The 25,319-nt window shown below is 73.0% G+C and carries 11 protein-coding genes; 2 read left to right on the plus strand and 9 right to left on the minus strand.

Going from position 1 to position 25,319, the window contains the following annotated elements; translation table 11 throughout:
* Positions 1 to 13 precede the first annotated feature (13 nt).
* The 8 genes from ACIOD2_RS47885 to ACIOD2_RS47920 form a co-directional block, all read right to left on the minus strand.
* On the minus strand, positions 14 to 1,216 hold the full coding sequence (locus tag ACIOD2_RS47885; protein WP_400552558.1) for a glycosyltransferase: 1,203 nt from the start codon (positions 1,214 to 1,216) through the stop codon (positions 14 to 16).
* A 14-nt stretch (positions 1,217 to 1,230) separates the two neighbouring features.
* The gene (locus ACIOD2_RS47890; RefSeq protein WP_400552560.1) at positions 1,231 to 2,718 is read right to left on the minus strand and encodes a serine hydrolase domain-containing protein; all 1,488 of its coding nucleotides are present in this window, start codon (positions 2,716 to 2,718) and stop codon (positions 1,231 to 1,233) included.
* Positions 2,715 to 3,401 (minus strand): hypothetical protein, encoded by a 687-nt coding sequence (locus tag ACIOD2_RS47895; protein WP_400552562.1) that lies wholly within the window; start codon positions 3,399 to 3,401, stop codon positions 2,715 to 2,717. Before ACIOD2_RS47895 ends, ACIOD2_RS47890 begins: the two co-directional genes overlap by 4 nt.
* Positions 3,398 to 4,609: a cytochrome P450 gene (locus ACIOD2_RS47900; protein WP_400552564.1), complete on the minus strand. Its 1,212-nt coding sequence runs from the start codon at positions 4,607 to 4,609 to the stop codon at positions 3,398 to 3,400. Before ACIOD2_RS47900 ends, ACIOD2_RS47895 begins: the two co-directional genes overlap by 4 nt.
* Before the next feature lie 10 nt (positions 4,610 to 4,619).
* On the minus strand, positions 4,620 to 5,492 hold the full coding sequence (locus ACIOD2_RS47905) for a TauD/TfdA dioxygenase family protein (RefSeq protein WP_400552566.1): 873 nt from the start codon (positions 5,490 to 5,492) through the stop codon (positions 4,620 to 4,622).
* Between the two features lie 24 nt (positions 5,493 to 5,516).
* Entirely contained in the window at positions 5,517 to 14,231 is an 8,715-nt protein-coding gene (locus tag ACIOD2_RS47910; RefSeq protein ID WP_400552568.1) for an amino acid adenylation domain-containing protein, read from the minus strand.
* On the minus strand, positions 14,228 to 18,004 hold the full coding sequence (locus ACIOD2_RS47915) for an amino acid adenylation domain-containing protein (RefSeq protein ID WP_400552569.1): 3,777 nt from the start codon (positions 18,002 to 18,004) through the stop codon (positions 14,228 to 14,230). Before ACIOD2_RS47915 ends, ACIOD2_RS47910 begins: the two co-directional genes overlap by 4 nt.
* Positions 18,005 to 18,239: 235 nt before the next feature.
* Entirely contained in the window at positions 18,240 to 19,085 is an 846-nt protein-coding gene (locus ACIOD2_RS47920) for an endo-beta-N-acetylglucosaminidase H (RefSeq protein WP_400552571.1), read from the minus strand.
* Between the two features lie 423 nt (positions 19,086 to 19,508).
* Here ACIOD2_RS47920 and ACIOD2_RS47925 point away from each other — a divergent pair, with 423 nt between their 5' ends.
* Positions 19,509 to 24,107 carry a DUF6531 domain-containing protein gene (locus ACIOD2_RS47925; RefSeq protein WP_400552573.1) on the plus strand — a complete coding sequence of 1,533 codons (4,599 nt, stop codon included), beginning with the start codon at positions 19,509 to 19,511 and terminating at the stop codon, positions 24,105 to 24,107.
* Between the two features lie 9 nt (positions 24,108 to 24,116).
* On the opposite strand, the gene ACIOD2_RS47930 is transcribed toward ACIOD2_RS47925, so the two are convergent.
* Complete coding sequence (locus ACIOD2_RS47930) at positions 24,117 to 24,887, minus strand: DinB family protein (RefSeq protein WP_400552575.1); 771 nt, start codon at positions 24,885 to 24,887, stop codon at positions 24,117 to 24,119.
* A gap of 61 nt (positions 24,888 to 24,948) precedes the next feature.
* Between ACIOD2_RS47930 and ACIOD2_RS47935 the strand changes: the two genes are divergently transcribed.
* Positions 24,949 to 25,317, plus strand: a complete 369-nt coding sequence (locus ACIOD2_RS47935) for a hypothetical protein (RefSeq protein WP_400552577.1) — start codon at positions 24,949 to 24,951, stop codon at positions 25,315 to 25,317.
* Positions 25,318 to 25,319 lie beyond the last annotated feature (2 nt).

Genomic DNA, 25,319 nt, shown 5'->3' on the forward strand with positions numbered 1-25,319 from the left:
CTTCCGGCCTTGCTCAGCCGAGCCTGTCCAGCAGCAGGCGAGCGGCCACCGTCGCGCCGTCGGTGCGGATCTCGGCTCCCAGCGCCTTCGCCCGTTCCCGGGTTCCGGGGGCCAGCGCCGTCTCGAACGCGGCGGTCAGCGACTCGATGGTCGCCGTCGGGCCGTCGAGGGCCGCGCCGACCTGCCGGGCCGCCACCTGGCCGGCCCAGTACGGGTTGTCCGCCAGGCGGATCGGGACCACCACCTGCGGGACGCCCGCCCGGGCCGCGGTTTGCGTGGTGCCCGCACCGCCGTGGTGGATCACCGCGGCCAGTTCGCGGAACAGGCGCTGGTGGTTGACGTCGCCGATGGCGAAGCAGTCGTCCTGGCCGTCGATCAGGTCCAGGTCCGCCCAGCCGCGGGAGACCAGGACGCGGTACCCCCGGGCGCGGCTGACTTCCACGGCCCAGCGGGCGATGTCGGGTGCCGGGCTGATGCTGCCGAAGCCGACGTAGACCGGCGGCGGGCCCGCGGCGAGGAACGCCACCAGATCGGCCGGCAGCGGACGTTCGTCCACTGTGGTCCACGCGCCGGTCTGGACCACCTCCAGATCGTGGCTGTCCGGCCAGGGGCCCAGGACCGGGTCCGCCGCGAGCCACGGCCGGTCCGAGTAGACGTGGTCGCGCACGCCGGCCACTGGCGGCAGGCCGAGCGCGGCGCGGTGGCCGTTGAGCGGCGCACGGAACTGCTCGTCCACCCGGCGGGCGTCGCGGTCCCAGCGGGTCTTGTTGTCGGCGTCCGCCGGCTCCGGCCAGCCCGGCCGCGGGGGTGGCGCGTGGTGCGGCGACGGCAGGTTCACCGCCGAATACGTCACGTACACGTAGGAGATGCCCACGGCCTCGGCCACCGATCGCGCGGCGACCTGCGCCAAACCGGCCACCACCAGCGCGTCGCACCCGTCGGCCGCCGACGGGAGGACGTCGAACTGCGTGTCGACCAGTTCGGTGCGGTACCGGGACAGCTCCGCCGGCGACGGCGGGGTGCCGCGCATCAGCGTCCGGATCGGCGGCCCGACCGGCACCGAGTCGATTCCGAGGCCGGCCAGCCGTTCCGTGAACTCGTCGTCCGGCGGGGTGCACATCCGCACTTCGGCGCCGAGCGCTCGGAGCTGGATCGCGAGGGCCACCAGGGGGTCGACGTCGCCCCGCGTCCCGTAGGTCGAGAGCAGCACCCGCATGCGCGTTCCTTCCCTCACCGTGGTGCGCGGGCGTAGAAGCCGACCGGCATCGTGACGTCCGCGCTCGAGGCCCCGCACTCCAGCATCCAGAGCGCCGCGGCCGGGCCGAGCTCCCGGCCCAGCACCCCGAGCGCGTCCGGATCCGGCGCCACCGCGCGCGCCTGCTCCACCCCGCGCCCGAACGCGTCCGGGTCCCAGCCGTTCGCGTCACCGTCGCCGAGGGAGCGTGCGCCGCCGGTCAGCTCCGCGACCGGCAGCGGATCGGGCACGCCGAGCAGGCCGTGGGTGCGCTCACCGACCAGAACTCCCATCCAGTGCGAGCTTTCCGGGGTGGGCCGGGGCCCGGTCCACCGGGGCCGCCCGTCCATGTCCGGGAGCTTCGCCGGGGCGCCGGAGCGCGCCCAGCGGCCGGCCCACTCCACGGCCAGGCCCGGAGCGCTGCGGGTGGCGGGGTTGTGGAAGCGGGCCATGTCCCACCGGTTGCCCACCGCGACCGCGGCCAGGTCGCGGTGCGGCCAGACCCGCGCCTCCCACCAGAACCCCCACGGGAACGCCGCGGTGTGCCCCCACCACCAGTCGTCGCCCAGGTCCGGGTCGGCGAGCTCCAGGGTCAGGCCGGAAAAGGAGCGGACGCCGTGCGGGCTCGGGCGCTCCGCGCGCGGGGTCACCATGGCCGCGAGCGAGTCCGGACCGATCAGACCGCGGTCGCCGCGGGCGGTGCGCAGCAGGGATTGCAGCAGCCGCGCGAAGTTTGCGGCGCTGGTGTACATCCCGACTCCCGGGTAGGCCGAGGTCCGCAGGGGCGGGCTCGGCAGGCACCAGTCGCCGAACGCCATGTACCCGGTCGCGGCGGTGTTCCGGTCCGGCGTCCACGGATTTCGCGTCCCGTCGTCGATGCTCGTGTCCGCCATCCCGGCCGGGGCGAACACGTCCCGGTGGACGCGGGCGCCGTACGGCTCGCCGGTCAGGTGCTCGACCACCCCGCCCAGCACCCCGACACCGAAGCTCGAGTACGAATAGGACCCGGGCGGCGTCACCAGCGGTAGCACCCCGCCGTACTCGACGGCGCGGCCGATCCCGTGCCGGCGCCGGACGTGCTCGAGGATCGGCTCGGCCGGCGCCGTGGGCGCGATGGCGGTGACGATGTCGCTGTAGTAGCCGCCCTGGTGGGCGGCCAGCATGGCGGTGGTGACGGGTTCCGCGCCGGGTCCGCGCAGTCCTGCGGGCAGCACCTCGTCGACCGGCGTGTTCAAGCCGATCGCGCCCGCCTCGGCCAGCTGCATGAAGGCCAGCCCGGTGACAGGTTTGGTCAGCGAGCCCGCCGGCGCGACGGTCCCGGCGGTCATCGGCACCCCGGCGGCCAGGTCCGCGAACCCGGTCGAGGCCGTCCGCAGCTCGTCGCTCGTCGCCACCGCGACGGCGACCCCGGGGGTGCCGGTGACCGCGGCCAGCCGGGGCAGGACGGTGCCGAGCGCCGTCATCACGTCGTCGAGCACGCTCATCCTTCGGTGGTGTTGTAGTTGACGATCCGCTCGACCATGAGGGCGCGCGCACCGGCCAGCGGGCTGTCCGCGTCCCGTCTCGCCACCTCCGGCAACCGGTGGGCCTGTGCCTCGGCGACCGCCACGATGCCCCAGAGCGCGTTGAACCCCGCGGGGTCGGCCGGCTTCTCCGCGGCGGCCTCGACGACCACGCCGCCGTCGCGCCCGGCCACGGTGAGCGCGCCCATCTGCCGCAGCACGGCGGGATCCCGCTCTTCCGCGGCCACCACGCTCCAGCCCGCCGCGTCCGTCTGCCGCAGGGCGTCACGCAGGCTGCCCACGCTGCTGACGACGATGTCCGGCAGGACGAGGGCCACCGGCCCGTGCGTCAGCGGCAGGGCGCACCGGATCGCCCCGTCGAGTCCCGGTTCGGCCTCGTCGTCCTGGTAGACGAACACCAGCTGGAAGGTGCCGGCGTAGCGCGCCAGGTACTTCACCGTGTCCAGCTTGTGCGTCCCGAACACGACGACCACGCGCACGGTGAGCCCGCTCTTCGCGAGCTCGACGACGGTCTCCAGGCTGCGGTCGAGGATCGTGACCCCGGGAGCCAGGCAGTGCAGTTCCTTCGCGTACGGCGCTCCGAAGCGGGTCGCGAGCCCGGCGCAGGGCAGGATGATCGAAACGTCGGGAGTGGGTGCGCTCACCGCAGCCGCACCTCCAGGGCGACCCGGTGGCGGGCGCGGGGCAACGGCACCCACTCCGGCTCGCCCGCCGGGTGCACCGCGGGGAACCGGTCGAACAGGCTCCGCAGCGCGACTTCGGCCTCGACCTTCGCCAGCGCGACGCCGAGGCAGAAGTGCGGTCCCCAGCCGAATCCGACGCTGCCTTCGCGGCCGCCGTGCTCGGCCTGCCGTCGCACGTCGGCGTGGTGCGGGCAGCCGAACTGGGCCGGGTCGCGGTTGGCGGCGCCCAGCACCGCCTGCACCGCGTCACCCGCCTTGATCCGCACGCCGCCCACCTCGAGGTCGGTCGCGGCGTAACGCAGCCGAGCCAGCTGCACCGGGCCGTCGGTGCGGACCAGCTCGCGCACCGCGGCCGGCCACAACCCGGGCTCGGTGCGCAGCAGCTCCCGCTGGGCGGGGTCGCGCATCAGCGCGAGCGTCGCGTTGGACAGCATGTGCGCCATGGTTTCGTGCCCGGCGAGCACCAGGAACACCACGAGCGCCACGATGTCGACGTCATTCAGATCGTCCTGGGCGACGACCTCGCTGAGCAGGTCCTCGCGCGGCTCGGCCCGGCGCTGGTCGACGAGGGCGTGGCAGTAGGCGAACATCTCGCCCAGCGTCGGGGTGATCGCCGCCGGGTCGCCGCCGACCAGCACCTTGCCCCAGCGGTACCAGTCCACCCAGTCCCGCTCGGGCACCCCGACCAGTTCGCAGACGACGGCCATGGCCAGGGGATAGGCGTACTCCTCGAGCAGGTCCACGGTCCCGGAGCCGAGGCCGTCCAGCAGGTCGTCGACGATTCGCTGCACCCGCGGCCGCAGCGTTTCGACGCGGGACGCGCCGAACGCGTGGCTGATGCTGCGGCGCAGTCTCGTGTGCTCGGCACCGTCGAGGCTCAGCAGGCTCGCCCGCAGGTACGGCAGGTGTTCCGGGGGCGTGCCCAGCGCGAGGAACGTCTCCTCCTGGGTCTGCGCGCCCTGGCCGGGCAGGCCGGCAGGATCGTTGCGCACGGCCGGATCGGAGAGGACCGCGCGGACCTCGGCGCTGCCGGTGACGAGCCAGCCCTCGGTACCGCCGGGCAGCCGGGCCCAGGAGACCGGCGACTCGGCGAGGACGCGGTCGTACCCGCGCATCGGGTCGTCGAGGACGGCCGGATCGCGGACGTCCACCACGGGTTCGGACGACATAAGACTCCTGTCAGCCTTTGAGCGGGCCGCCGTTGATCGCGACGCGGTGACCGAAGCGGATGTGCGGGTAGTAGTCGTAGACGGCGTGGTGCTGGACGCAGCGGTTGTCCCAGAACACCAGCGTGTTCGGCTCCCAGCGGACCCGGCAGGCCAGCATCGGCCGGTTCGGCACGACCGAGAACAGCAGGTCGAGCACGGCCTGGCTCTCGTCGGCCGACAGCTGCGGGATGCGCGCGGTGTAGGCCGGGTTGACGTACAGCAGCGGCTGGTCGGTCTCCGGGTGCCGCACGACGACGGGGTGCTCGCTGGCCGGGGGCTCGTAGCCCTCCGGGATCTTGTGGCCGCGGAAGGCGTGCGCGCCGTCGTGGATCGCGGTGAGCCCGGCCAGCAGCTCCTTCAGCTTCGGCGACAGCATGTCGTAGGCGAGGTGCATGTTCGCGAAGAGCGTGTCGCCGCCGCTGCCGACCTCGGGCATCTGCGTGATGTGCAGCATCGAGCCCAGCGACGGCTCGGCGTCGGCGGTGCCGTCGGCGTGCCAGCCGTTGCCGAACACGTTCGCCGACTCCGGCGCGGTCGCGACCTCGAGGATGTACGGGTCGCCGTGCTCGGGCGGCGGGTTCACCGGGCGCAGCTCACCGAAGCTCGCGGCGAGGCGCTTGTGGTCGGCCACCGAGATGTCCTGGTCGCGGAACACCAGCACGTGGTGGTCCAGGAACGCCGTCTTCAGCTCGGTGAGCTGCTCCTCAGTCAGCTCCCGGGTCAGGTCGAGGCCGGTGACCTCGGCGCCGATGACCGGGGTCAGGCCCCGCACCGCCAGCGTCCGGTAGTCGCGCGCGGGCCGCGTCGTGATCCGCTTGACCGCGTCGAGTTCGTACTGCTCCATGGTTTCCTTTCCTCCCTGTGGGTCTCACAGTCCGATGGCCGCGGCGATCGCGGTGACGTGCGGGGCGCGCACGATGCCGTAGTGGGTGGCGGGCAGTGCGTGCCAGCGGCTCGGCTCGGGCAGCAGGGCGCGCCAGCCGGCGCGGTCGGCCACCGGCAGGCCGGGTTCGGGCTCGGCCGCGAGCCAGACGTGGCTGGGGGTCGCGCTCAGCCGGGGCAGCCGGTGACCGGTCATGCTGCGCAGGTTGGCCCGGCACGCGCTCGCCAGCCGCCGGGCGTGCTCACCCGCGGTGCCCCCGGAGGCGCCCAGCTCGCGTTCGAACACCGCTTCCAGCTCCGTGTCGCTGTAGTCCGCGGCGCTCGCACCGGGCGGCGGCGGGTCGACGAGGTGCAGCGCCCGCACCGGCTGCCCGGCCGTCTCGGCCTCGGCGGCCATGCCGGCCGCGACCCAGGCGCCGAACGACCACCCGGCCAGCTGCCAGGTGCGTCCGGGCAGTTTGCCTTGCAGCGCAAGGTGATACCGGTGCGCCCGGTCCGCGACGGACCACCCAGGCGGTTCGGGCAGGCTGAGCGCCGGGTCGGCGATCACGCAGACACCGAGCCGGGGGTCCAGGGCCTCGACGAGCGGGCGGTACGCGTGGACGTCCCCGCCGACCGGGTGCACGAGGCACACGGCTTCACGGCCCGTCCCCTCCCGCCAGACCTGCACGACCACCTCGTCCGTGTCGCCCGCCGCGGTGAGCTTCGCCAGCAACGCGGCCATCGTCACCTCCGGGCCGAGCCAGGCGAGGTCGAGGTCGACGCCGAAGAGGCGTTTCGCGGAGTCGACGACGTCCAGCAGGGTCAGGGAGTCGGCGCCCAGGTCGTAGAGCGGGACGTGCGGGTCGAGCTCGGCGACACCCAGGAGGGCGCGCACTTCCTCGGTCAGCTCGGCCTCGGCGTCGCCGGACGGTTTCGGGCCGGGCGCCGCGACGTCACGTTCGTGGAACGCGCGCGCGGTCTCGAGGCCGCTCGTCGCGACGAGGAGCTGGGGCAGGCCCGAGCCCAGCGCGCGGGCGAAGGTGCGGCGGCCTTCCTCGACGTTCAGGCCGACCGCCAGGTGGGCCTGGTGGCGGGCGTCGGTTTCCAGGGCCGTGACGGCCATGCCGGTGTCGCGCCAGACGTCCCAGCCGATCGAGAGGCGGGCGGTCGGGCCGTCGCGGTGGGCGAGCGCGTCGAGGAAACCGTTGGCGGCGGCGTAGTCCAGCTGGCCGGTGCCGCCGAACTGGGCGGACAGCGACGAGCAGTAGACGACGTAGGCGGGCTGGTCGCGTTCGACGAGCTGTTCGGTGAGCAGAGCACCGGCGAGCTTGACCGACTGCGTGCCCCCGCCGCGGGTGGCGATGAGGCCACCGCCGGGGTTTCCGGCCGCGTGCACGATCCCGGCGAGCGGAGCGCCGATCTCGTCGGCGGTGACGGTGGTGACGTCGGCGGCGAGCAGGTCCACGCGGTCCGCCCACGGCTTGAGGGCCTCGGGCAGGTAGGGGTCGCGGGCCAGCAGGATGACGCGGCCGGCCGTGCGGGTCAGCAGCTCCTCGGCGACGGCGGTGCCGATCCCGCCGGTCCCGCCGAGCACGAGGTGGGTCCCGTCGGTCAGGGCAGCCGGGCCGGCGTCGACGGGTGCGGTGTCCTGGGCCCACCAGAAGCCGCCCCGCAGCGCGACGCGCTCCGGTGGTGTCGGCGCGGTGAGGAGGTCGGCGAGGGGGGCCAGGTCCGCGGTGGGGAGATCGACCCAGTGGCCCGGGATGCCGCTCTCCTGCGGGCCGACGGCGCTCACCCCGGCGAGCAGCCCGGCCTCGGGGCGCGTGACGGCACCGTTCGCGGGCGTGGCGCCGGCGGAGATCCACCAGGTCCTGATTGGACGGTCGTGAGCGGCGCGCAGGAGGGCGGCGGGGGTGTCGAGACAGGCCCAGGTCGCGTGGTCCACGGACGTCTTGCCGAGGGGACCGGTGATGCCGAGCGGGAGGGTGTGGAGCCAGTCGATTTCGGCGCCGGGCAAGGCATCGAGGATCTGGCGGAGCGACGCGGAGTCGGCGGGGTCGGCTTCGAAGGTGTCGGGACCGAGCCGGGCGAAATGCCCGGCGGCGTGGACCCGGACGACGCGGGGGTACGCGGCGTCGAAGGCAGGCGCGGTCAACGGGCCTTCGCCGGAGATGACGAGGACCCGGTCGCTTCGGGTGGCGGGTGCTGTCCGGCGGAGGCGGACCCAGGTGGGCTGGTGCAGCCACGCGCTTTCGGGCCGCCGGGTGACCGGGGCCCGCCGCGGGAAGTCGAAGTCCCGGGTCGAGAAGGCAGGCGGCGGAAAGTCCCACGGGGCTGGGGCGGCGGAGTGTCCCCAGCCGAGGTGTTCCCCGGCCAGCCAGGCCGCAGCCAACTCGGCGGCGGCGCGGGCGTCACTTTCACGTGAAAGTGACGCGGGGGCTTGGGGCGGTGCGCCACTTTCCTGGGCGCGCGACCGGTCGGTGGCGGGTCGAGTGTCGCTTTCGCGTGACGCGAGGGTTTCGGGCGGCGCGTCGTTTTCGCGGTGGGCGGAGGAGCGGGCGTCGCTTTCACGTGAAAGTGGCGCAGGGGTTTCGGGCGGCGCATCGCTTTCGCGGGAGTGCGGCTGGTCGGTGGCGGAGCGGGCGTCACTTTCACGTGAAAGTGACGGGCTCGGCACCTCCCGGGGTTCGGCTGTACGCAGCCACGCGACGGCATCGGCGGCGGTTTCGCACGGTCCAGCCAGGCGCCAGCGTTCCGCGGGCCGACCGGACTGCAGGTGCCGCAATACGTCCACATAGGACTCTGGGTGCGTCGAAAGGTAATCCGCCACCCGAGCCGCTTCGATCCGCAGAGCAGCGGCGCTGCGGGCCGACAGCACCAGGCACCGCACGGGTTCCGGGTGCGGGACCGGCACCGGGCGGATCGCCTCCAGTACCACGTGGGCGTTCGTCCCGCCGATGCCGAAGCTGCTCACCCCGGCCACCCGCGGTCCCGCGGGCCACGGCTCCGCCCGGGTCGGCACCCGGAACGGCCCCAGCTCCAGCGCGGGGTTGGGCGCGCGGAAGTCGACTGTCGGCGGGAGCACGCCGTGGTGGATCGCCAGGGTCGCGCGGATCAGGCCCACCACGCCCGCCGCCGCGCCGAGGTGGCCGAGCTGGCTCTTCACCGACGACAACGCGCAGCCCGCCGAGTCGGGCATCGCCTCGCGCAGGGCCGCCACCTCGATCGGGTCGCCGAGACGCGTTCCCGTTCCGTGCGTCTCCACGTAACCGACGTCGGCGCCCGTGCGCCCGGCTCGGCGCAGCGCGGCCCGGATCGCCTCCCGCTGTCCGGCCGGGGACGGTGCGCTGTAACCCTGCTTCACCGCGCCGTCGTTGGTCAGAGCCGAGCCGGTGATCACCGAATACACCGTGTCGCCGTCGCGGCGGGCGGCCGACAGCCGCTTCAGCACCACCACGCCGACGCCGCTCGCGCCCACCGTGCCGCCGGCGTCGTCGCTGAACGGGCGGCAGTGCCCGTCCGCCGAGAAGATGTGCTGCGGCCGGTACCGGTAGCCCTCGGCCAGCGTGACGTCGACGAGCACCCCGCCCGCCAGCATCACGTCCGCCTCACCGCCGCGGAGCATCGCGGCGGCCTGGTGGACGGCGACCAGCGAGCTCGAGCACGCCGTCTGCGTCGTCAGCGCGGGACCGGTCAGGTCGAGGTGGTAGGCGACCTTGGTGGCCAGGAAGTCCTTCTCGTGGTGCAGCGCGAGCTGGAAGCCGTCCGGCAGCGCCGCCGGGTCGGCCTCGCGCAGCATCTGCTGGAAGTAGGTGTTCTCGCCGCAGCCGGCGATGAGCCCGATCCGGCCCGAGCCGGGGATTCCCGCGTGGGCCAGGGCTTCGACGCACGCCATCAGCAGCTGCCGCTGCTGCGGGTCCATCAGCGCCGCGTCGCGGTGGCTGATCCCGAAGTGCTCCGGGTCGAACGCCAGCGGCCCGTCGAGGAGGCTGCGCGCCCCCACCATGCCCTCGGCGGCCGGGAACTCCTCGATGCCCCGGCGGCCGGAGACGACCAGGTCCCAGAACGCCGCCAGGTCCGGTGCGCCCGGCAGCCGCACCGCCATGCCGACGACGGCGACGGGCTCGTCGGCACCACCGGAGTCCACGGCCCGGGCGGGGGCCGGGCCGCTTTCGAGGTGCCGCGTCAGGTCCCGGAGCGTGACGTGCTCGAAGAGGTCGGCCGCGGTGAACCGGTACCCGGCTTCGGCGCAGCGCAGGTGGAACCGCATCAGCGAGAGACTGGTCGCGCCCGCTGCGAAGAACGTCTCGTCCGGGCCGATCGGCGAGCCGGTCACCTCCTCGAACAGCGTCGCCAGCTCGCTCGACGGAGCCGACGGCGTCCGCTGGAGATCCGTGCCCGGCACCAGGGCAGCCGCGTCCCGGTCGAGCTTCCCGCTGGGTGTGCGCGGCAGGGCGGTGACGACGCGGAAGTGATCGACCCGCGCGTGCGGCGGAAGCAGCGGCACCAGGTGATCGGTCAGCTCCGACGCCGTCGGGGTCCGGCGGCACTCCAGGAACGCGGCCAGCCGGTCGTTCTCGGGCACGACCACGGCGTTGACGACGTCGGGGTGCCGCAGCAGCGCCGCTTCGACCTGCCCCAGCTCCAGGCGGAACCCGCTGAGCTTGACCTGCCGGTCGGCCCGGCCGTCGAAGTGCAGCAGCCCGGCGCGGTCGAAGTGCGCGAGGTCGCCGCTGCGGTAGTGCAGCTCGGGCAGCTCGGCGAACTTCGCCGCCGCCGCGTCACCGAGGTAGCACCGGTTCGCCGCGAGACCGCCGATGAGCAGCTCGCCGGTCTGGCCCGGCGGCAGCGGCGCGCCCGACGCGTCGGCGACCCGCAGCACCGCGTTCGCCACCGGACGGCCGATCGCCGGACGCTCGGGCCACGCCGCCGGATCGCCGTCGAGGGTCAGCGCGCTCACGACATGGGTCTCGGTCGGGCCGTAGTGGTTGTGCAGGCGCGCGCCGGGCAGCCCGGCGAACCAGCGGCGGATCGCCGGCGTGCACACCAGCTGCTCGCCGGCGGCGACCACGTCCCGCAGCCGCGACGGGTACCGCCCGAGCCGCACCCCGTGCTCGGCCAGCAGCTGCAACGCCACGTACGGCAGGAAGATGCGCTCGATCCCGGCGGTTTCCAGCCGCTCCAGCAGCGCCGGGACGTCGCGGCGCCACTCCGGCCGGACCAGGTGCAGCCGGCCGCCGCCGCACAGCGTCGTGAAGATCTCCTGGAACGACACGTCGAACGACAGCATCGAGAACTGCTGGGTCGTCGCCGGCGGCATGTCCTGCCACTGCACCAGGTTGGCCAGCGTGCGGTCCGGGACGCGCACGCCCTTGGGCGCGCCGGTCGAGCCCGAGGTGAACAACGTGTAGAGCGGCCGTCCGGCGTGCCGGGCCGGCACGTCCGGCACCGGCCCTTCGGTGAGAGTGACGAACCGCCGTTCGACGTCGGTCTCGAAATCCGACCCCGGCGCGAGCAGCACGCACCGCGGCCGGACCTGGCCGATCATGTCGCGCAGCAACGCCGGTGGGTACGCGGGATCCAGCGGCACGGCGGTGATGTTCAGCCGGGCCAGCGCGAGGAGGGCGACCACGTGCTCGGCGGACGGCCCGAAGTACAGTGCGATGTCGGTCGCGTCTTCGGGCAGGGTGGTGGCGAGCCGGGCCGCGTGGGCGTCCAGCTCGGCGTAGGTCAGCGTCGTGTCGCCGGTCAACGCCGGGGTGTCGGGCGTCAGCGCGACTTGACGCGCGAAGCCTTCCGCCACGGTCTCCCAGGTCAGCTCCGCGGTGGCACCGCGGCCGTGGTCGCGGCGGTACGGCTCGGCCAGTTCTGCCGGAGTCCGTGCGGCGCCGGTCAAAGCGCGGTCGAAGACGTCGCCGAGGGCCGCCGCCTCGGCTTCGGTGAAGTGGCCTTCGCCGTATTCCCAGAGGCAGTCGAAGCCGTCGGGCCGTTCGACGACCGACAGCGTGAGCGCGCACTTCGCCTCGGCCGCCTCGATCCACTGTGGACTGACCTGGCAGCCGGGCAGCGTGAGCGCGCCGAAGTCGGTGTTCTCCAGGACGAACAGGTAGTCGAAGGCCGCGTACCCGGGGTCGAGGTCGGCGAACGCGACGTCCTGGTCGTCCAGGGCCGCGCCCGACACCTCGCCGAGCCGGCGCAGCTGGGCGTCCAGTTCCTCGTCCGGGTCCACCGAAAGCGGCAGCCGCACGGTGTTGGCGAACATGCCGACACCGTCCTCGAACGCCCGCACCGGCCGGTTCGCCACCGGTGCGGCGATCCGGGGCCGGGTCCGTCCGGTCACCGCGTACAGGCTCCAGGCGAACACGCCGAGCAGAAGCTGGAAGCGGGTCAGGCCCAGTTCGCCGGCCCACTCGTCCACGCGCTCGCGGCCGATCGTGGTGGTCCGCAGCCGCCCGGTCAGGGACGCACCCGCGAGCGGCTCGGCGTCGTCGGACCGGTCGGTCAGCCGGTCGCGGTAGCCGGGGGAGGCGAACCACCGGGACTGCCACGCGGCGAAGTCCAACGGCGTGTGCGCGTCCGGCCGCGGCGTGGCCCCGGACAGCTCGCGGAACAGGATGTTCAGCGACCAGCCGTCGACCGCGATGTGGTGCAGGCACAGCAAAAACGTGCCGTCCGGCCGCCAGGCCGCGCGCATGAGCGCGCCCGACGCGAGGTCGAAGGGCGCGGTGAAGAAGTCGTCGCCCGGCTCGGTCCACGGGTCGTACGGCGCCTTCACCACCTGCCGCAGGCCGTCGGCGGTCGCCTCGAACCCGGTGCGCAGCGCCGGATGCCGCTCGACGAGGCTGCGCACGTCCCGGCGCAACGCGTCGACGTCGGGTTCGCCGGTGATCCGGAACGCGAGCGGGACGTGGTAGGCCGTGGACGCGGGATTCCGTTGCTGCAGCAGCCAAAGCCGCTGCTGCTCGCTGGTGGCCGGTGCGGCCGTCGCCGCGGCCGGAGCACCCGGATCCGGGTAGTCCGCGCGCCCCGCACCGGCGACGGCGGCCGCGAGATCGGCGAAGGTGCCGCGCTGCACCACCGAAGGCGCCAGGTCCGCGCCCCAGCGCTCGCGGAGGGCGAACCGCAGGCGCAGCGCCTTGAGCGAGTCGCCACCGGAGCGCAGCCACGTGTCGCCCGGGTGGAGCTCCGGGACGCCGAGGACGTCCGACACGACGTCCAGGACGTCCTGTTCCCAAGCCGTCGCCTCGCCGCCGGCCTCCGGCCGCCACGGCGGGAAGCCACCCGCCAGCAGCGCGGTTTCGTCGACCTTCCCGTTCGCGTTGCGGGGCAGTTCGCCGACGCGGAAGACGTGGTGCGGCCGCATGTAGGCCGGCACGGTTGCGCTCAAATGAGCATCGAAGGCGTCGAAGGTCAGCTCGGCGGCCACGACGAACGCGAGCAGCTCGGCCGTGGCCGCGCGGCGCACGGCCACGTGGGCCTGCCGGATCCCGGGGTGCGCGAGCAGCCGCTGCTCCAGCTCGCCGGGCTCGATCCGGTAGCCGCGGACCTTCACCTGCCGGTCGGTCCGCCCGGCGTAGGCGAAGCGCCCGCCCGGCAGCACGCGGACCAGGTCGCCGGTGCGGTAGAACCGGGCGCGGCCGTCGTCGAGCCACGGCAGCCGGACGAACCGCTGCCCGGTCTCCACGGGCAGGCCGCGGTAGCCGAGCGCCACCCCGGCCCCCGAGACGTACAGCTCCGCCAGCTCTCCTTCGGCGGCCACGCGCTCGTCCGCGGTCACCGCGACCACGCCGGTGCCGGGCAGCGGACGGCCGATCGGCACGACGTCGCCGTCGAAGCCGCGCGGGATGGCGTAGCTGAGCGCGAACGTCGTCGTTTCGGTCGGGCCGTAGCCGTTCTGCAGCCGGGTCGGCGCGTCCGGGTTGGCCCGGTACCAGCGGCGGATCAGCGGGGCGTTGAGCTGCTCGCCGCCGATGACGACCCGGCGCACGGTCGAGAAGCTGTCCGGCACGGTCTCGGCGACCGCGTTGAACAGCGTCGCGGTCACGAACATCGTGTCGACGCGCTCCCGGACCAGGGCGTCGGCGAACGCCCGCGGGTCCCGGACGGTGTCGTCGCCGAGGACGACGCACGTGCCGCCGGTCAGCAGCGGCACCCACACCTCGAAGCTGATCGCGTCGAACGCGGGGTTGGCCAGGCACGCGAACCGCGTGCCGCGGTCGAGCCAGCCGGGTTCGGCGAGCCGCAGGACACCCGCGTCGCGCACCTCGACGCCCTTGGGGCGCCCGGTCGTGCCGGAGGTGTAAAAGAGGAACGACGCCGGCGCGGGTTCGGCGGGCTCACCGGCCTCGACGGTGAGCGCCAGGAGATCGGCGGGCGTCAGCGGCGGCAGGCCCGGGAGCCCGTCGTGGACGACGGCGGCCGCGCCCGCGTCGGCGAGGATGACGTCGCGGCGCGCGGGCGGGCTCTGGCGGTCGAGCGGCACGACCTGGCCGCCCAGGCGCAGCACCCCCAGCATGACCTGCACCAGCTCCGGCGAGCGCGGCAAGCCGACGGCGACCGCGTCACCGGGCCCGACTCCCTTGCGGGACAGGGATTCCGCGACGGCGGCGGCGCCCGCGTTCAGCTCGGCGTAGGTGAGCCGGCGGTCGCCGTCGGACACGGCGACCGCGTCGGGGTGCCGCAGCGCCCGGTCGTGGACGCGGCGGGCGAGCGAGGTCATCGGGCCGCCAGCTCGGCCGAGATGACCTTGGCGACCAGCGGCAGCGCGTCGCTTTCGAGCATGTCCCAGTGCCCGCACGCGGCCGGGACGACCTCGAACTCACCGCGGACGCGACGGCGCCAGAACTCGGCCGTGCCCGGGATCGTGTCCTCACCGACGGCCTGGACGAATACCACCCGCGCCGCGGACCCGCCGGGGTCGTGCTCGCGCGCGGTCAGCCGGTTGTGGTTGTACGTGCGGTGGTAGCGCTCGATCTGCGCGTCCTCGATGCCCGGGTACATCCCGTTGAACCGCACCAGCTTCTCGCGGAACTCGGCCGCCGGGACCGGTCCGATCGCCGCCTTCTCGGCCGGGTCGTCGGTGGCGGTGGTGTCGAGCAGGACGACGCTGACACGCGGGTGGTGCCCGGCCAGCCGCCGTCCCATCTCGTAGGCGACCAGGCCGCCATAAGAGAGTCCACAAAGGACCAGAGTCTCACCGGGCCGCGGGCCGACGAGCCGCAGGTACTCCTCGGCCATCGCCTCTACGCTCGGCAGCGGCTCCTCGCCGGGGTTCAGCCCGGGGGACTGGATCCCGAGCACCCCGGCGTCCTCGGGCAGCGCGGCGCTGAGCGGCAGGTAGCAGAACGCCGTCCCGCCGGCCGGGTGCACGCAGACCACGCGGGCGTCACCGGTACCGCGGCGGAACTCGATCAGGCTGCCGCCCTCCGGCGGGCTGCCCGCGCGCAGCAGCGCGGCCTGCGCCTCGACGGTCGGGTGCAGGATGACGTCGCGGATCGACGGCTCGGTGCCGAACTCGGCCCCGATCGCGTGGGCGAGCTTGATCGCCGAGATCGACGTGCCGCCGACGTCGAAGAAGTCGTCCGAGATGCCGATCGCGGGGTGCAGCAACAGGGTCCGCCAGATCCGGAGCAGCGCGAGCTCGACGCGGTCGCGCGGGGTGGTGGTGTTGACCGCGGCGGGTGCGCTCGCCCGGGCGTGCGCCAGGACGGCGTCGCGGTCGAGCTTGCCGCTGCGGCTCAGCGGCAGCCGGTCGAACTCGGCGAACACGGACGGGATCATGTAGTCCGGCAGCCGGTCGGCCAGTGCGGCCCGCCACTCGTGCGGGGTCCGGCCGCCGCCGCCCGCGATGCCGGCGACGAGCCGCGGCTCACCTTCGCGGTCGACCAGCACGGCGGCTTCGGTGACCCCGGGGACGGCCAGCAGCGCGGCCGTGACCTCGCCGGGCTCGATGCGGAACCCGCGCAGCTTGATCTGGTCGTCGCGGCGGCCGGCGTACTCGGCTTCGCCGCCGGCGAGCCAGCGGGCCAGGTCGCCGGTGCGGTACATGCGCTCGCCCGGGACGAACGGGTCCGGCACGAACCGCTCGGCGGTCAGCCCCGGCCGGTGCAGGTAGCCGCGGGCCAGGCAGTCGCCGGCCAGGAAGACCTCGCCCGCGACGCCCGGCGGCACCGGGCGCAGCCGCTCGTCCAGCAGGTACAGCCGCGACCCGGGCAGCGGCCGCCCGATCGGTGCCGGGCGATTCAGGGGTTGCGGGTCGAAGTGCGCGGTGGCGTAGAGCGTGGCTTCGGTCGGTCCGTAACCGAAGCAGATCCGCAGGCCGGGCAGGGCCGCTTCGAACCGGGCGAGCGCGGCGTCGGTCAGCGGCTCGACGCCGGTGAGGACCTGCCGCAGCGCGAGCCCGGCCACCCGGCCGGGGTCTTCGTCGATCCACCGGACGTAGGCGGGCGGCAGGAACGCTTGAACCACGCGGTGTTCCCGTAACCACGCCATCAGCGCCGCGGGGTCGGCCCGGACGTCCTCGGGCACGACGTGCAGCACCGCGCCGGTCGTCAGGGGGAGCAGGAGTTCGTGCACCGACGCGTCGAAGCCGATGCTCGACCAGGCCGACGTCGCCTCGCCGGGTGTGGCGCCGAAGCGGTCGAGCCAGTGGTCGAACAGGGCGAGGACGCTGTGGTGGGTCACGGCGACGCCTTTTGGACGTCCGGTCGACCCCGACGTGTAGATGACGTAGGCCGTCTCGCCGGGATCGGTCGCGACCGGTCTCCGGGTCTCGTCGCCTTCGGCTTCGAGGGCCGTGACGTCGTCGTCCAGGACCAGCACCGGGCGCGCGTCCTCGACCATCGCGGCCTGCCGGGCCGCCGGCTGCGCCGGGTCGAGCGGGAGGTAGGCGGCCCCGGTCTTCAGCACGCCCAGCACCGCGACCACCAGCTCCGCCGACCGCCTGCCGCGGATGGCCACGACCTCGCCCGGCCCGGCCCGGCGCCGGCGCAGCGCGTTCGCCAGCTTCGTGGCGCGGCGGTCCAGCTCGCCGTAGGTGAGGGTCCGGTCGTCGCAGACGAGCGCCGGGGCGTCCGGGGTGGTGTCGGCGTGGCCGGTGAACCGGTCGATCAGCCCGCCGGGACGCCGGGTGCGGCGCGGACCGGTGCTCCAGGTGGTGAGGATTTCGTCGCGCTCGGCGTCGTCCAGCAGCTCGTAGCTCGTGATGTCGGCTTCGGGGTGGGCGGCGAGCTGGTCGAGCAGCCGGACGAGGTACCGCGCGTACCGCTCGGCGGTGGCCTGGTCGAACAGGGCACTCGCGTAGTCGAGGTGGCCGGCCACGTAGCCGTTCTCCTCGGCGAGGCCGAGCGCGAGGTCGAACTTCGCGGGGGCGTGCTCGACCTCGAGGGACTCGACGGCCACCCCCGGCAGCTCCAGCACGTCGTGCAGGGTCGGCACCCAGGCGAACATCGTCTGGAACAGCGGGGTGTGCGCCGGGCTGCGCGGCGGGTTGACCAGATCGACGACCCGTTCGAACGGCAGCCCGACGTGGTCGATCGCGCCCCGCAGGGCCGCGCGGACCTGCTTGAGCAGGGCGCCGCCGGTGGGGGAGCCGCCCAGCTCGGCGCGCACGGCGAGCGTGTTGACGAAGAAGCCGATCGTCTCGGGGTACTCGCCCCCGCCGCCGCGGTTGGCGGTCGGCACGCCGACAACGATGTCACTCTGCGCGGAAAGCCGCGAAAGCATGATGAACCAGCAGGTCAGGATGGTCGAGTACAGCGTGGCGCCGTGCTCCCGGGCCACCGCCTTCAGCCGGGTCGTGAGCTCCGGGGAGAGGGAGACGGGCACCCGCGCGCCGCCGTAGTCCTGCCGGGCGGGGCGCGGCCGGTCGGCGGGCAGCTCGAGCACCGGCGGCACGCCGTCGAGCCGGTCCTGCCAGTACGCCTCGTGCGGTGCCGGGCCGGGCCCGGTCAGCCAGTTCTGCTGCGCCTGAGCGTGCTCGCGGTAGGGCCGCGTCTCCGGCAGGGAAACCGGTTCTCCGCTCAAATGAGCGGAGTAGAGGATGCCCAGTTCGCGCAGCAGCAGGGTGCGGGACCAGCCGTCGAAGACGACGTGGTGGACGGTGATCAGCAGGGTGTGCTGCTCGTCACCGCCGACGAGCAGCCGGGCCCGGGCCAGCGGGGCCCGCGTCAGGTCGAACGGCTCGAACGGGTCGGTGCGCCGCAGCTCGGCCGCTTCGTCCGGCCGCCCGGTGACATCGGTGACAGCGCAGGGAAACCCGTGACCGGCGGGTTCGACGACTTGTACCGGCCTGCCGTCTTCGACGACGATCCGCGTACGCAGGGCTTCGTGGCGGTCGGCGAGGGTGTTGAAGGCCCGTTGCAGTGCTTCGCGGTCGAGCGGCCCATTCAGGACAAAAGCCATGGTCTCGTTGTAGGCCGGGCCGGCCCCGTCCAGCTGGGAGACGGTCCACAGGCGCTGCTGACCGGACGACAGGGGTGCGGACACTCGCATCGAAGACGGCCTTTCCGGGGCGGGGCGGGCGAACCGGTACTGCTCTGTGCCGTCGCAGCCGAGGTCGGGGAAACGCTCTCTGTCAGTCTCGACAGTTAACACCACACCATCGGGTGATGACGAGAGGCAGCAAAAGTTTGCCCGTAAGTCCCTTCGGCGGGCGGCGCCGGCCGCGGGTGGAAGCAGGCTCGGCCCCGGGCCGTGTGACCCGGGGCCGAGCAGGAGAGCGAGGTGGCTAGTTCGTGTACACGGCGTCCTTGCCGTACAAGGGCTTGGTGAAGCTGGAGATGTAGGTGTGCGAGTCGCCGGCGCCGAGGTTGTAGGTCAGGAACACGCCGTAGCCTTCGCTCACGGTGCGCTGGGCGAGACTTGCGGCGGTGCTGGTGGACGTGGCCGCGATCTGGACCGCCGCGGGGGAGAGCCCGGACTTGGGGAGCGCGATGTTCGGCACGCCCCAGGTGCCGTAGTAGGGATTCCAGGCGTAGTTGAACTTCGAGGTGATGTCGGTGCCGCCGTAGGACAGCCTCGACGCCGACGGGCCGATGTTGTACAGCGAGATCAGCTTGGTCGGCATCGCGGCGCGCAGGGCCGTGACGAGGTAGACGAACGAGCTGGCGTTGGGCTGGCCGGTGCCGTTGTTGCCGTACTCGGTGTACTCGTCGTCGAAGTCGATGCCGTCGAGGCCGTACTTGGTCACGGTGTCGGACAGCTGCTTGGCGAAGGCCGCGGCTGCTTGCTGGGACGGGAAGTTGGCGAACCCGGCGCCCTGGTGGTTGCCCAGGACCGACAGCATGACCTTGATGCCCTTGGCCTGCAGCGGGCGGACCTGGGTGCTCACGTTGTTGAGAACGTTCTGCACGTTCGGGTTGAAGTACAGGTACGCCGACTTCGCCGCGATGTCGTAGTTGATGTTGGCGGCGAAGATGACGCCGATGTCGAACACGTTGCCGCCGCCTTGGGCCAGTGCGTACTTGCCCACGTTCAGCATGCTGTTGTTGTTCACCTCGACGTAGGCCACGCTGATCGGCCCCGCCTTGCGCGGCGCGGCGGCGGTGCTCGCCGCGCTCGTGCCCGTCGTCATGCTCGCCAAGAGGGCGGCGCCTGCCAGCGCCACGGTGATCCGACCAAACCTGACCACGATAGATCAACTCCCGCCGCCGAGTGGTTTGAACCATTGTTCATGTACGTGCTTTTCCGGCAGCTTGTCAAGAGTGGTGATCGAGCAACGCGCTCCGTACCTCGATCGGCCTACGCGGTTCGTCCTGCCCGCGGGCGGAACGGTCTGACCTGCGGGTGCGAACGGGCTCTTCCGCCGGGACTTCCGTGCAGTTTCCGTTTTGTTCACCCCCGGTTGGCGGGGAAGACTCGCTAAGGTCACCGTGGTGGGGGATCGACGCTGCCCGGTCACGAGAGTCGTCAGCGGCACCTGGGTGCACGACGGCGTCACGGTGGACGCCGGTGGTTGCGGCGGTCATCGAGTGAACCGCGAGAAGGAACCGACGCCATGGCGAACCCGCTGGTAGCTCAGCGCGAAGATTCCACCACGGCCATTTCCGGGCTGCCGCTGCTGGAGTCCGCGAACGATCTCAAGCAGGGGATCGAGAGCGGCGACTGGGCCTCGGTCGCGATGGGCGCGGTCGGGGTCGCGCTCGACGCGCTGTCCATGGCCTTGGATCCCTTCGGGTCGATCCTCGCCGCGGGGGTCGGGTGGCTGATCGAGCACGTGGGCCCGCTTTCCGCGGCGCTGGACGCCCTGACCGGGGACGCCGACCAGATCAAGGCCCAGTCCCAGACGTGGGCGAACGTCGCCAAGGAGCTCGGGGCCGTCGGCCAGGACCTGGGCGACATGGTCAAGGCCGACCTGCAGTCGTGGAGCGGGAATGCCGCCGACCAATACCGTCAGCGGGCCTCGGACACGGTCGACATCCTGACCGCCGCCCAGAAGGGCTGCGAAGGGGCTTCCAGCGGGGTGAAGACGGCCGGTGAGGTCGTCGCCGCCGTGCGGATGCTCGTCCGCGACATCATCGCCGAGCTCGTCGGCCACCTCATCAGCTGGGCGCTGCAGGTGGTGTTCACCCTCGGCATCGGCCTGACCTGGGTGGTGCCGCAGGTCGTGGCCGCGGTCGCCAAGACCGCGTCGAAGATCGCCGACATCACCAAGAAGCTCGTCAAGGCGCTCAAGGCCCTGATGCCGCTGCTCAAGAAGGCCGGGACGCTGTTCGACGACGCTGCCAAGGCGCTGCGCAAGATCAAGCCCGGCAAGGCCGCCAAGGTCGACCCGCCGCCCAAGATCAAGGAGAAGGGCGGCCCCGACGGCCCGGGCGGCAAGAAGGACAAGCCGCACGACGACGACTCCACGTCGACCTCCAGCGCGGGGGGCGGCAAGGGCGGCGACGGCCACAAGAGCGGCGACGGCGGCGGAGACAAGAACGGCCCGGACAACGGCCACAAGAACGACAACGACCAGACGAACACCAGCGGCGCCGGGAACGGCGGTGGCAAGGGCGGAAAGGGCGGCAAGAACGACACCAAGACGAAGGACAACCCGGACCGTTCGGCGCCCGACGAGTCGAAGAACTACTGCGGTGACCCGATCGACGTCGCGACCGGTGAGGTCGTGATGACCCAGGTCGACCTCACCCTGCCCGGCGCGGGCGCGGACCTGGAGATCTCCCGTACGCACCTGTCGTCCTACCGGGCCGGCCGGTGGTTCGGTCCATCGTGGACGTCCACTTGGGACCAGCGGCTGAAGCTCGACGCGAACCGGGTCCGGTTCCACGCCGAAGACGGCATGGTGCTGGACTACCCCGTCCCGGGCGAGGAGCCCGTGCTGCCGGTGCAGGGCCCGCGGCACCGGCTTCGCCGGGTGGCGCAGGGTTTCCGGCTCTCGCTCGGCGACCGCGAGCTGCATTTCGCCGGTACCGGCGGCGTTCTGCCGGTCACGGCCATCGAGCAGGACGGCGAGCGCACCGAATTCGACTACGCCGCCGACGGTGCACCCACGAGGCTCCGCCGGCCCGGCGGCGTCGAGATCCTGGTCAGCACCGCGCGGGGGAGGATCGTCGCGCTGGGGGCGCCGGAGCAGCCGCCGGTGGTGCGGTTCTCGTACAACCGGCACACCCAGCTGAGCACGGTGACGGACTTCGCGGGCCGCTCGATGGCGCTCGACTACGACTTCGACCACCGGCTCGTCGGCTGGCAGGACCGGGTCGGCACCTGGTACCGCTACGTCTACGACAACGCGGGCCGCTGTGTCCGCGCAGTGGGCGCGAACGGTTACTACAACGCGGCCTTCGCCTACGAGCCCGGCGCGACCCGGCACACCGACGCCCTCGGCCACACCTGGACCTACCGCCTGAACGCGGCCCGCCAGCTGGTCGAGCGCATCGACCCGCTCGGCAACTCCCGGCGCTACGAGTGGAACCGGCGGGACGAACTGCTGTCCCAAGTGGACGAACTGGGCCGCGAGACCCGTTACGACTACGACGACGACGGGCTGGTTGCCGTGCACCGCCCCGGAGCGCCCGCCGTGCGGCTGACCCCGGCCGAAGACGGCGCCGTGTGGCTGCAGGCCGGCGAAGGCGACGACGTGATCGAGCGGCTGGTGTTCGACTTCGACCCGGTCACCACCCTGCTCGGCAACGGGCTGCCGGTGGACGTCCTGGAGTCGCCCGACCCGTTCGAGGACGCTCCCGTGACCGACCGGGCGGCCCGTCCCGGCGACCGCGACGTGTACGGCCGCCCGCGCCTCGCGCACACGGCGTCCGGCGGGGCCGCGCGGCTGGGCTGGACCGCCGACGGCCGCCGCGCCTGGCGGCTCGGCCCGCAGGGCGGCCGCGAGACGTGGGTGCACGACGCGGAAGGCAACGTCGTCGAGTACCGCGACGCGGCGGGCGCCGCGCGGCGCCGCAAGCACGGGCCGTTCGGCCTGGTGCTGGAGGAGACCGACGCCGCGGGCGCGCGCACGCTGTTCACCTACGACGGGGAGCTGCGGCTCACCTCGGTGACCAGCCCGGCCGGCCTCACCTGGCACTACGTCCGCGACGCCGCGGGACGGCTCGTCGAAGAGACCGACTTCGACGGACGGCGGACCACCTACGCCCACGACGCGGCGGGACAGCTGCGGCGGATGACCACCGGCGCCGGCCAGGTGGTCGAGTACGACTACGACCTCGAGGGCAACGTCGTGGCGCGGCGGACCCCCGACGACGTCACGAGCTACGGCTACGACGCGCTCGGCCGGCTGGTCGTCGCCGAGAACGCCGAGTCGCGGGTCGAGATCCGCCGCGACGGCGGCGACCGGGTCGTCACCGACACGATCAACGGGCTCGGGGTGGCCTGGCGCGACGAGGACGGCGCGGTCGTCCGGCGGACTTCGTCCGGTGTGGACAGTGAGTGGCGCCTCGACGGCTCCGGGCGGCCCCGGTCGCTGCGGATCGCCGGTCACGACGTCGGATTCGCCTACGACGACGCCGGGCGGGAGGTCGTCCGCAGCGTCGACGGTGCGGTGGTGCTGCGGCGGCGGTTCGACGAGGAGGACCGGCTCGCCGAGGAGGACGTCGCCGGGGTCGGGCGGCGCACCTACCGCTACCGGCCGGACGGCAGGCTCGCCGGGGTCGACGACACGATCCGGCCGTGGCAGCTGTCCTACGACGCGGCCGGCCGGGTCAGCGAGGCGCACGGGCCGGGCGTGGCGGAACGGTTCACCCGCGACGCCGCGGGCAACATCACCGCGGCGACGGCCCCGTCGCCGGCGGGCTCGCGCGACTACGAGGGCAACCGGCTCGCCCGCATCGGGGACATCCACTTCGACGGCGACGAGCAGGGCCGCGTCACCGGCTGGCGCCACGCCGACCGGTCGTGCGGCTACGGGTGGGACCACCTCGACCGGCTGCGCTCCGCGCGCACGCCCGACGGTGCGCTCTGGACCTACCACTACGACCCGATCGGGCGGCGGTTCGCCAAGCGCTGCTGGGTGACCGGCCCGGACGGCGAGCCCGAGCTCACCCTGGACGTCCGGTACCTGTGGAGCGAGCTGAACCTCGTCGAGCAGGTGGAGCACCGCCCCGCGGATGGGTCCTACCGGTTCCTCACCTGGGAGCGCTTCGACGACGACCGTCCCGTCGTGCAGGTCGAGCACACCGGTGTCGTCGAACAGGCCCGGTTCCGGGTGGTGATCACCTCGCCCGCCGGGACGCCGACCGAGCTGCTCGACGAGCGCGGAACCCTGGTCTGGCAGGACCGCAGCAGTTTCTGGGGTGTGCCGCTGGCCGGTGCCGACACCGCGGCGATGCCGCTGGCGTTCCCCGGTCAGTGCCGCGACGAGGAGACCGGGCTGCACTACAACGTCTTCCGGTACTACGACCCCCGGACCACGCGGTACCTCAGCCAGGACCCGCTGGGCCTGGCCGCCGCGCCCAACCCCGTCGGTTACGTCGACCAGCCGCTGCTCGAGAGCGACCCGCTCGGCCTCGCGCCCCAGCGGTGTTTCAAGGGGAAGGTGAAGGACCGCGCGAAGCGGCTGCGGGACCGGAACAAGAAGAAGCAGGGGGTCCAGCCGGCTACGCGGAAGAGCCCGCGGAAGCAGCCCATCCGCATCGACAACATGACCAAGGAAGAGTTCGACAAGTTCAAGCCGGAGCTCGACAAGATGCTGAAGGCCGACAAGCACTTCTTCTGGTCCGGCGGGCACATGGAGCGGGTGCCCGGGAAGCAGAACCCGGACAAGTACCTCGGGTCGATGGAGGACAAGGCCACCCAGATCGCGAAGCAGCACGGTGGTAACACCCTCGAGGGCACCCTCAAGGACAACAACGTGAAGATGCCCGGGTGGATCAAGGACCCCAACGACCCGAAGCGGCCGCTGGTCCAGGAGAAGTGGGACTACGTCTCCGACACCTTCGCCAAGAACTCCGAGGCCGGCAAGACGCACGTGGTCTTCCCCAGCCACCCCGGCAAGGGCCACGACGTCTACCCGTACCGGCGCCCGGACAACGTGTTCGACGAGACCGAGTACCCGCGTCTCAAGCAGGACGGCAAGGGGGACATCACCAAGTTCCACGACCGGACCGGCTACGAGCGCCCGTACCGCGCGCCCCAGTGAGCACCCATTTCACTGCTGGCGTTCGGGCCCACCCGCCTCGAGCACCGCGAGGTCGCGCACCGCGTAACGGTGGTGCTCGGCCTCTTCCTTCAGCACGACCTTGAGGCAGCGGCGCACGACGTACTCCTGGTCGGGATACGGGTCGGCCGGCTTGCGGCCGCACACCCGGTCGAGCTCGGCCGCGGTGAGCCCGTCGACGACCCGGCGCATCACGGCCATCCGGGCGAGCCGCGGCGCGAGCACCTCCTCGAGCGTCGGGGTGGCTTCGAGGGTGAGGCCGAGCTTCGCCGACTCCTCGGGCGGCATCCCGCCGTGGGGGTAGCCCAGCGGGTGGTAGGGCGCCTCCTCCTCGAGCACGGCGTTGCCGAGCCAGGCGTCGGCGGCGAGCAGCAGGTGCCGGTGGGTCTCGACGAACGACCACTCGCCGTCGACCCGCTCGTGCAGTTTGGCTTCGGGCAACAGCTTCGCCCGCTCCAGCGTCGCGTCCCACAGGGTCTCGACGGCGTCCCACGCCGCCCGGTAGTCCTCGGGCGACGCCGCCTCCCGCGCCAGCACCCGCGCGGGGTGGCGGCGGTCGAGCTCGGCCTCGACGTAGGCGGTCACGTCGACGTCGTTGACGACGACGCGCTCGAAGAGACCGCCGAGGGAGACGTCGCTGCCGTAGCAGTCGACGATCTTCAGGCCGGTCACCTCGCAGTCGCGGATCTCGAGGCCGTCCAGGTTGCACAGGTGGATACGAGCGCCGCGGAACCGGTCGCTCTGGGTGTACTCGGAAACCATCGACGCAGTCTCGCTCACCCGTCCCGCCCGCGCTACGTTCTGGGGGCGGGGGAGGTGGGTCATGGCGGTTGCCGGGGATGTGCTCGCGCTGGGCTCGGAGCTCGAGCGGTCCTACCCGGTGTACGTGCGCGGCCGGTTGAAGTTCCGGGTCAAGCAGATCGTCTACGTCGCGTTCTCCCTCGACGAGCTGGTGATGGGGTTCGCGTACCCGAAGGAGGAGCGTGCCGCGCTCGTCGCCGGCGAGCCGGGGAAGTTCCGGCTGCCGTCGGAGGCGGACATGCGGTTCAACTGGGTCCACGCCGAGCTCGCCGCGCTGGACCCGGCCGAGGCCCGCGAGCTCGTCGTGGACGCGTGGCGGATGGTGGTTCCCCGGAAGGTCTCCCGTGCCTACGACCTCGTCCATCCCGACGGTCCGGGATGGCGTGATTGACT

Origin of the sequence: Amycolatopsis sp. NPDC088138 (assembly GCF_044741685.1) — a bacterium.
Taxonomy (GTDB): domain Bacteria; phylum Actinomycetota; class Actinomycetes; order Mycobacteriales; family Pseudonocardiaceae; genus Amycolatopsis.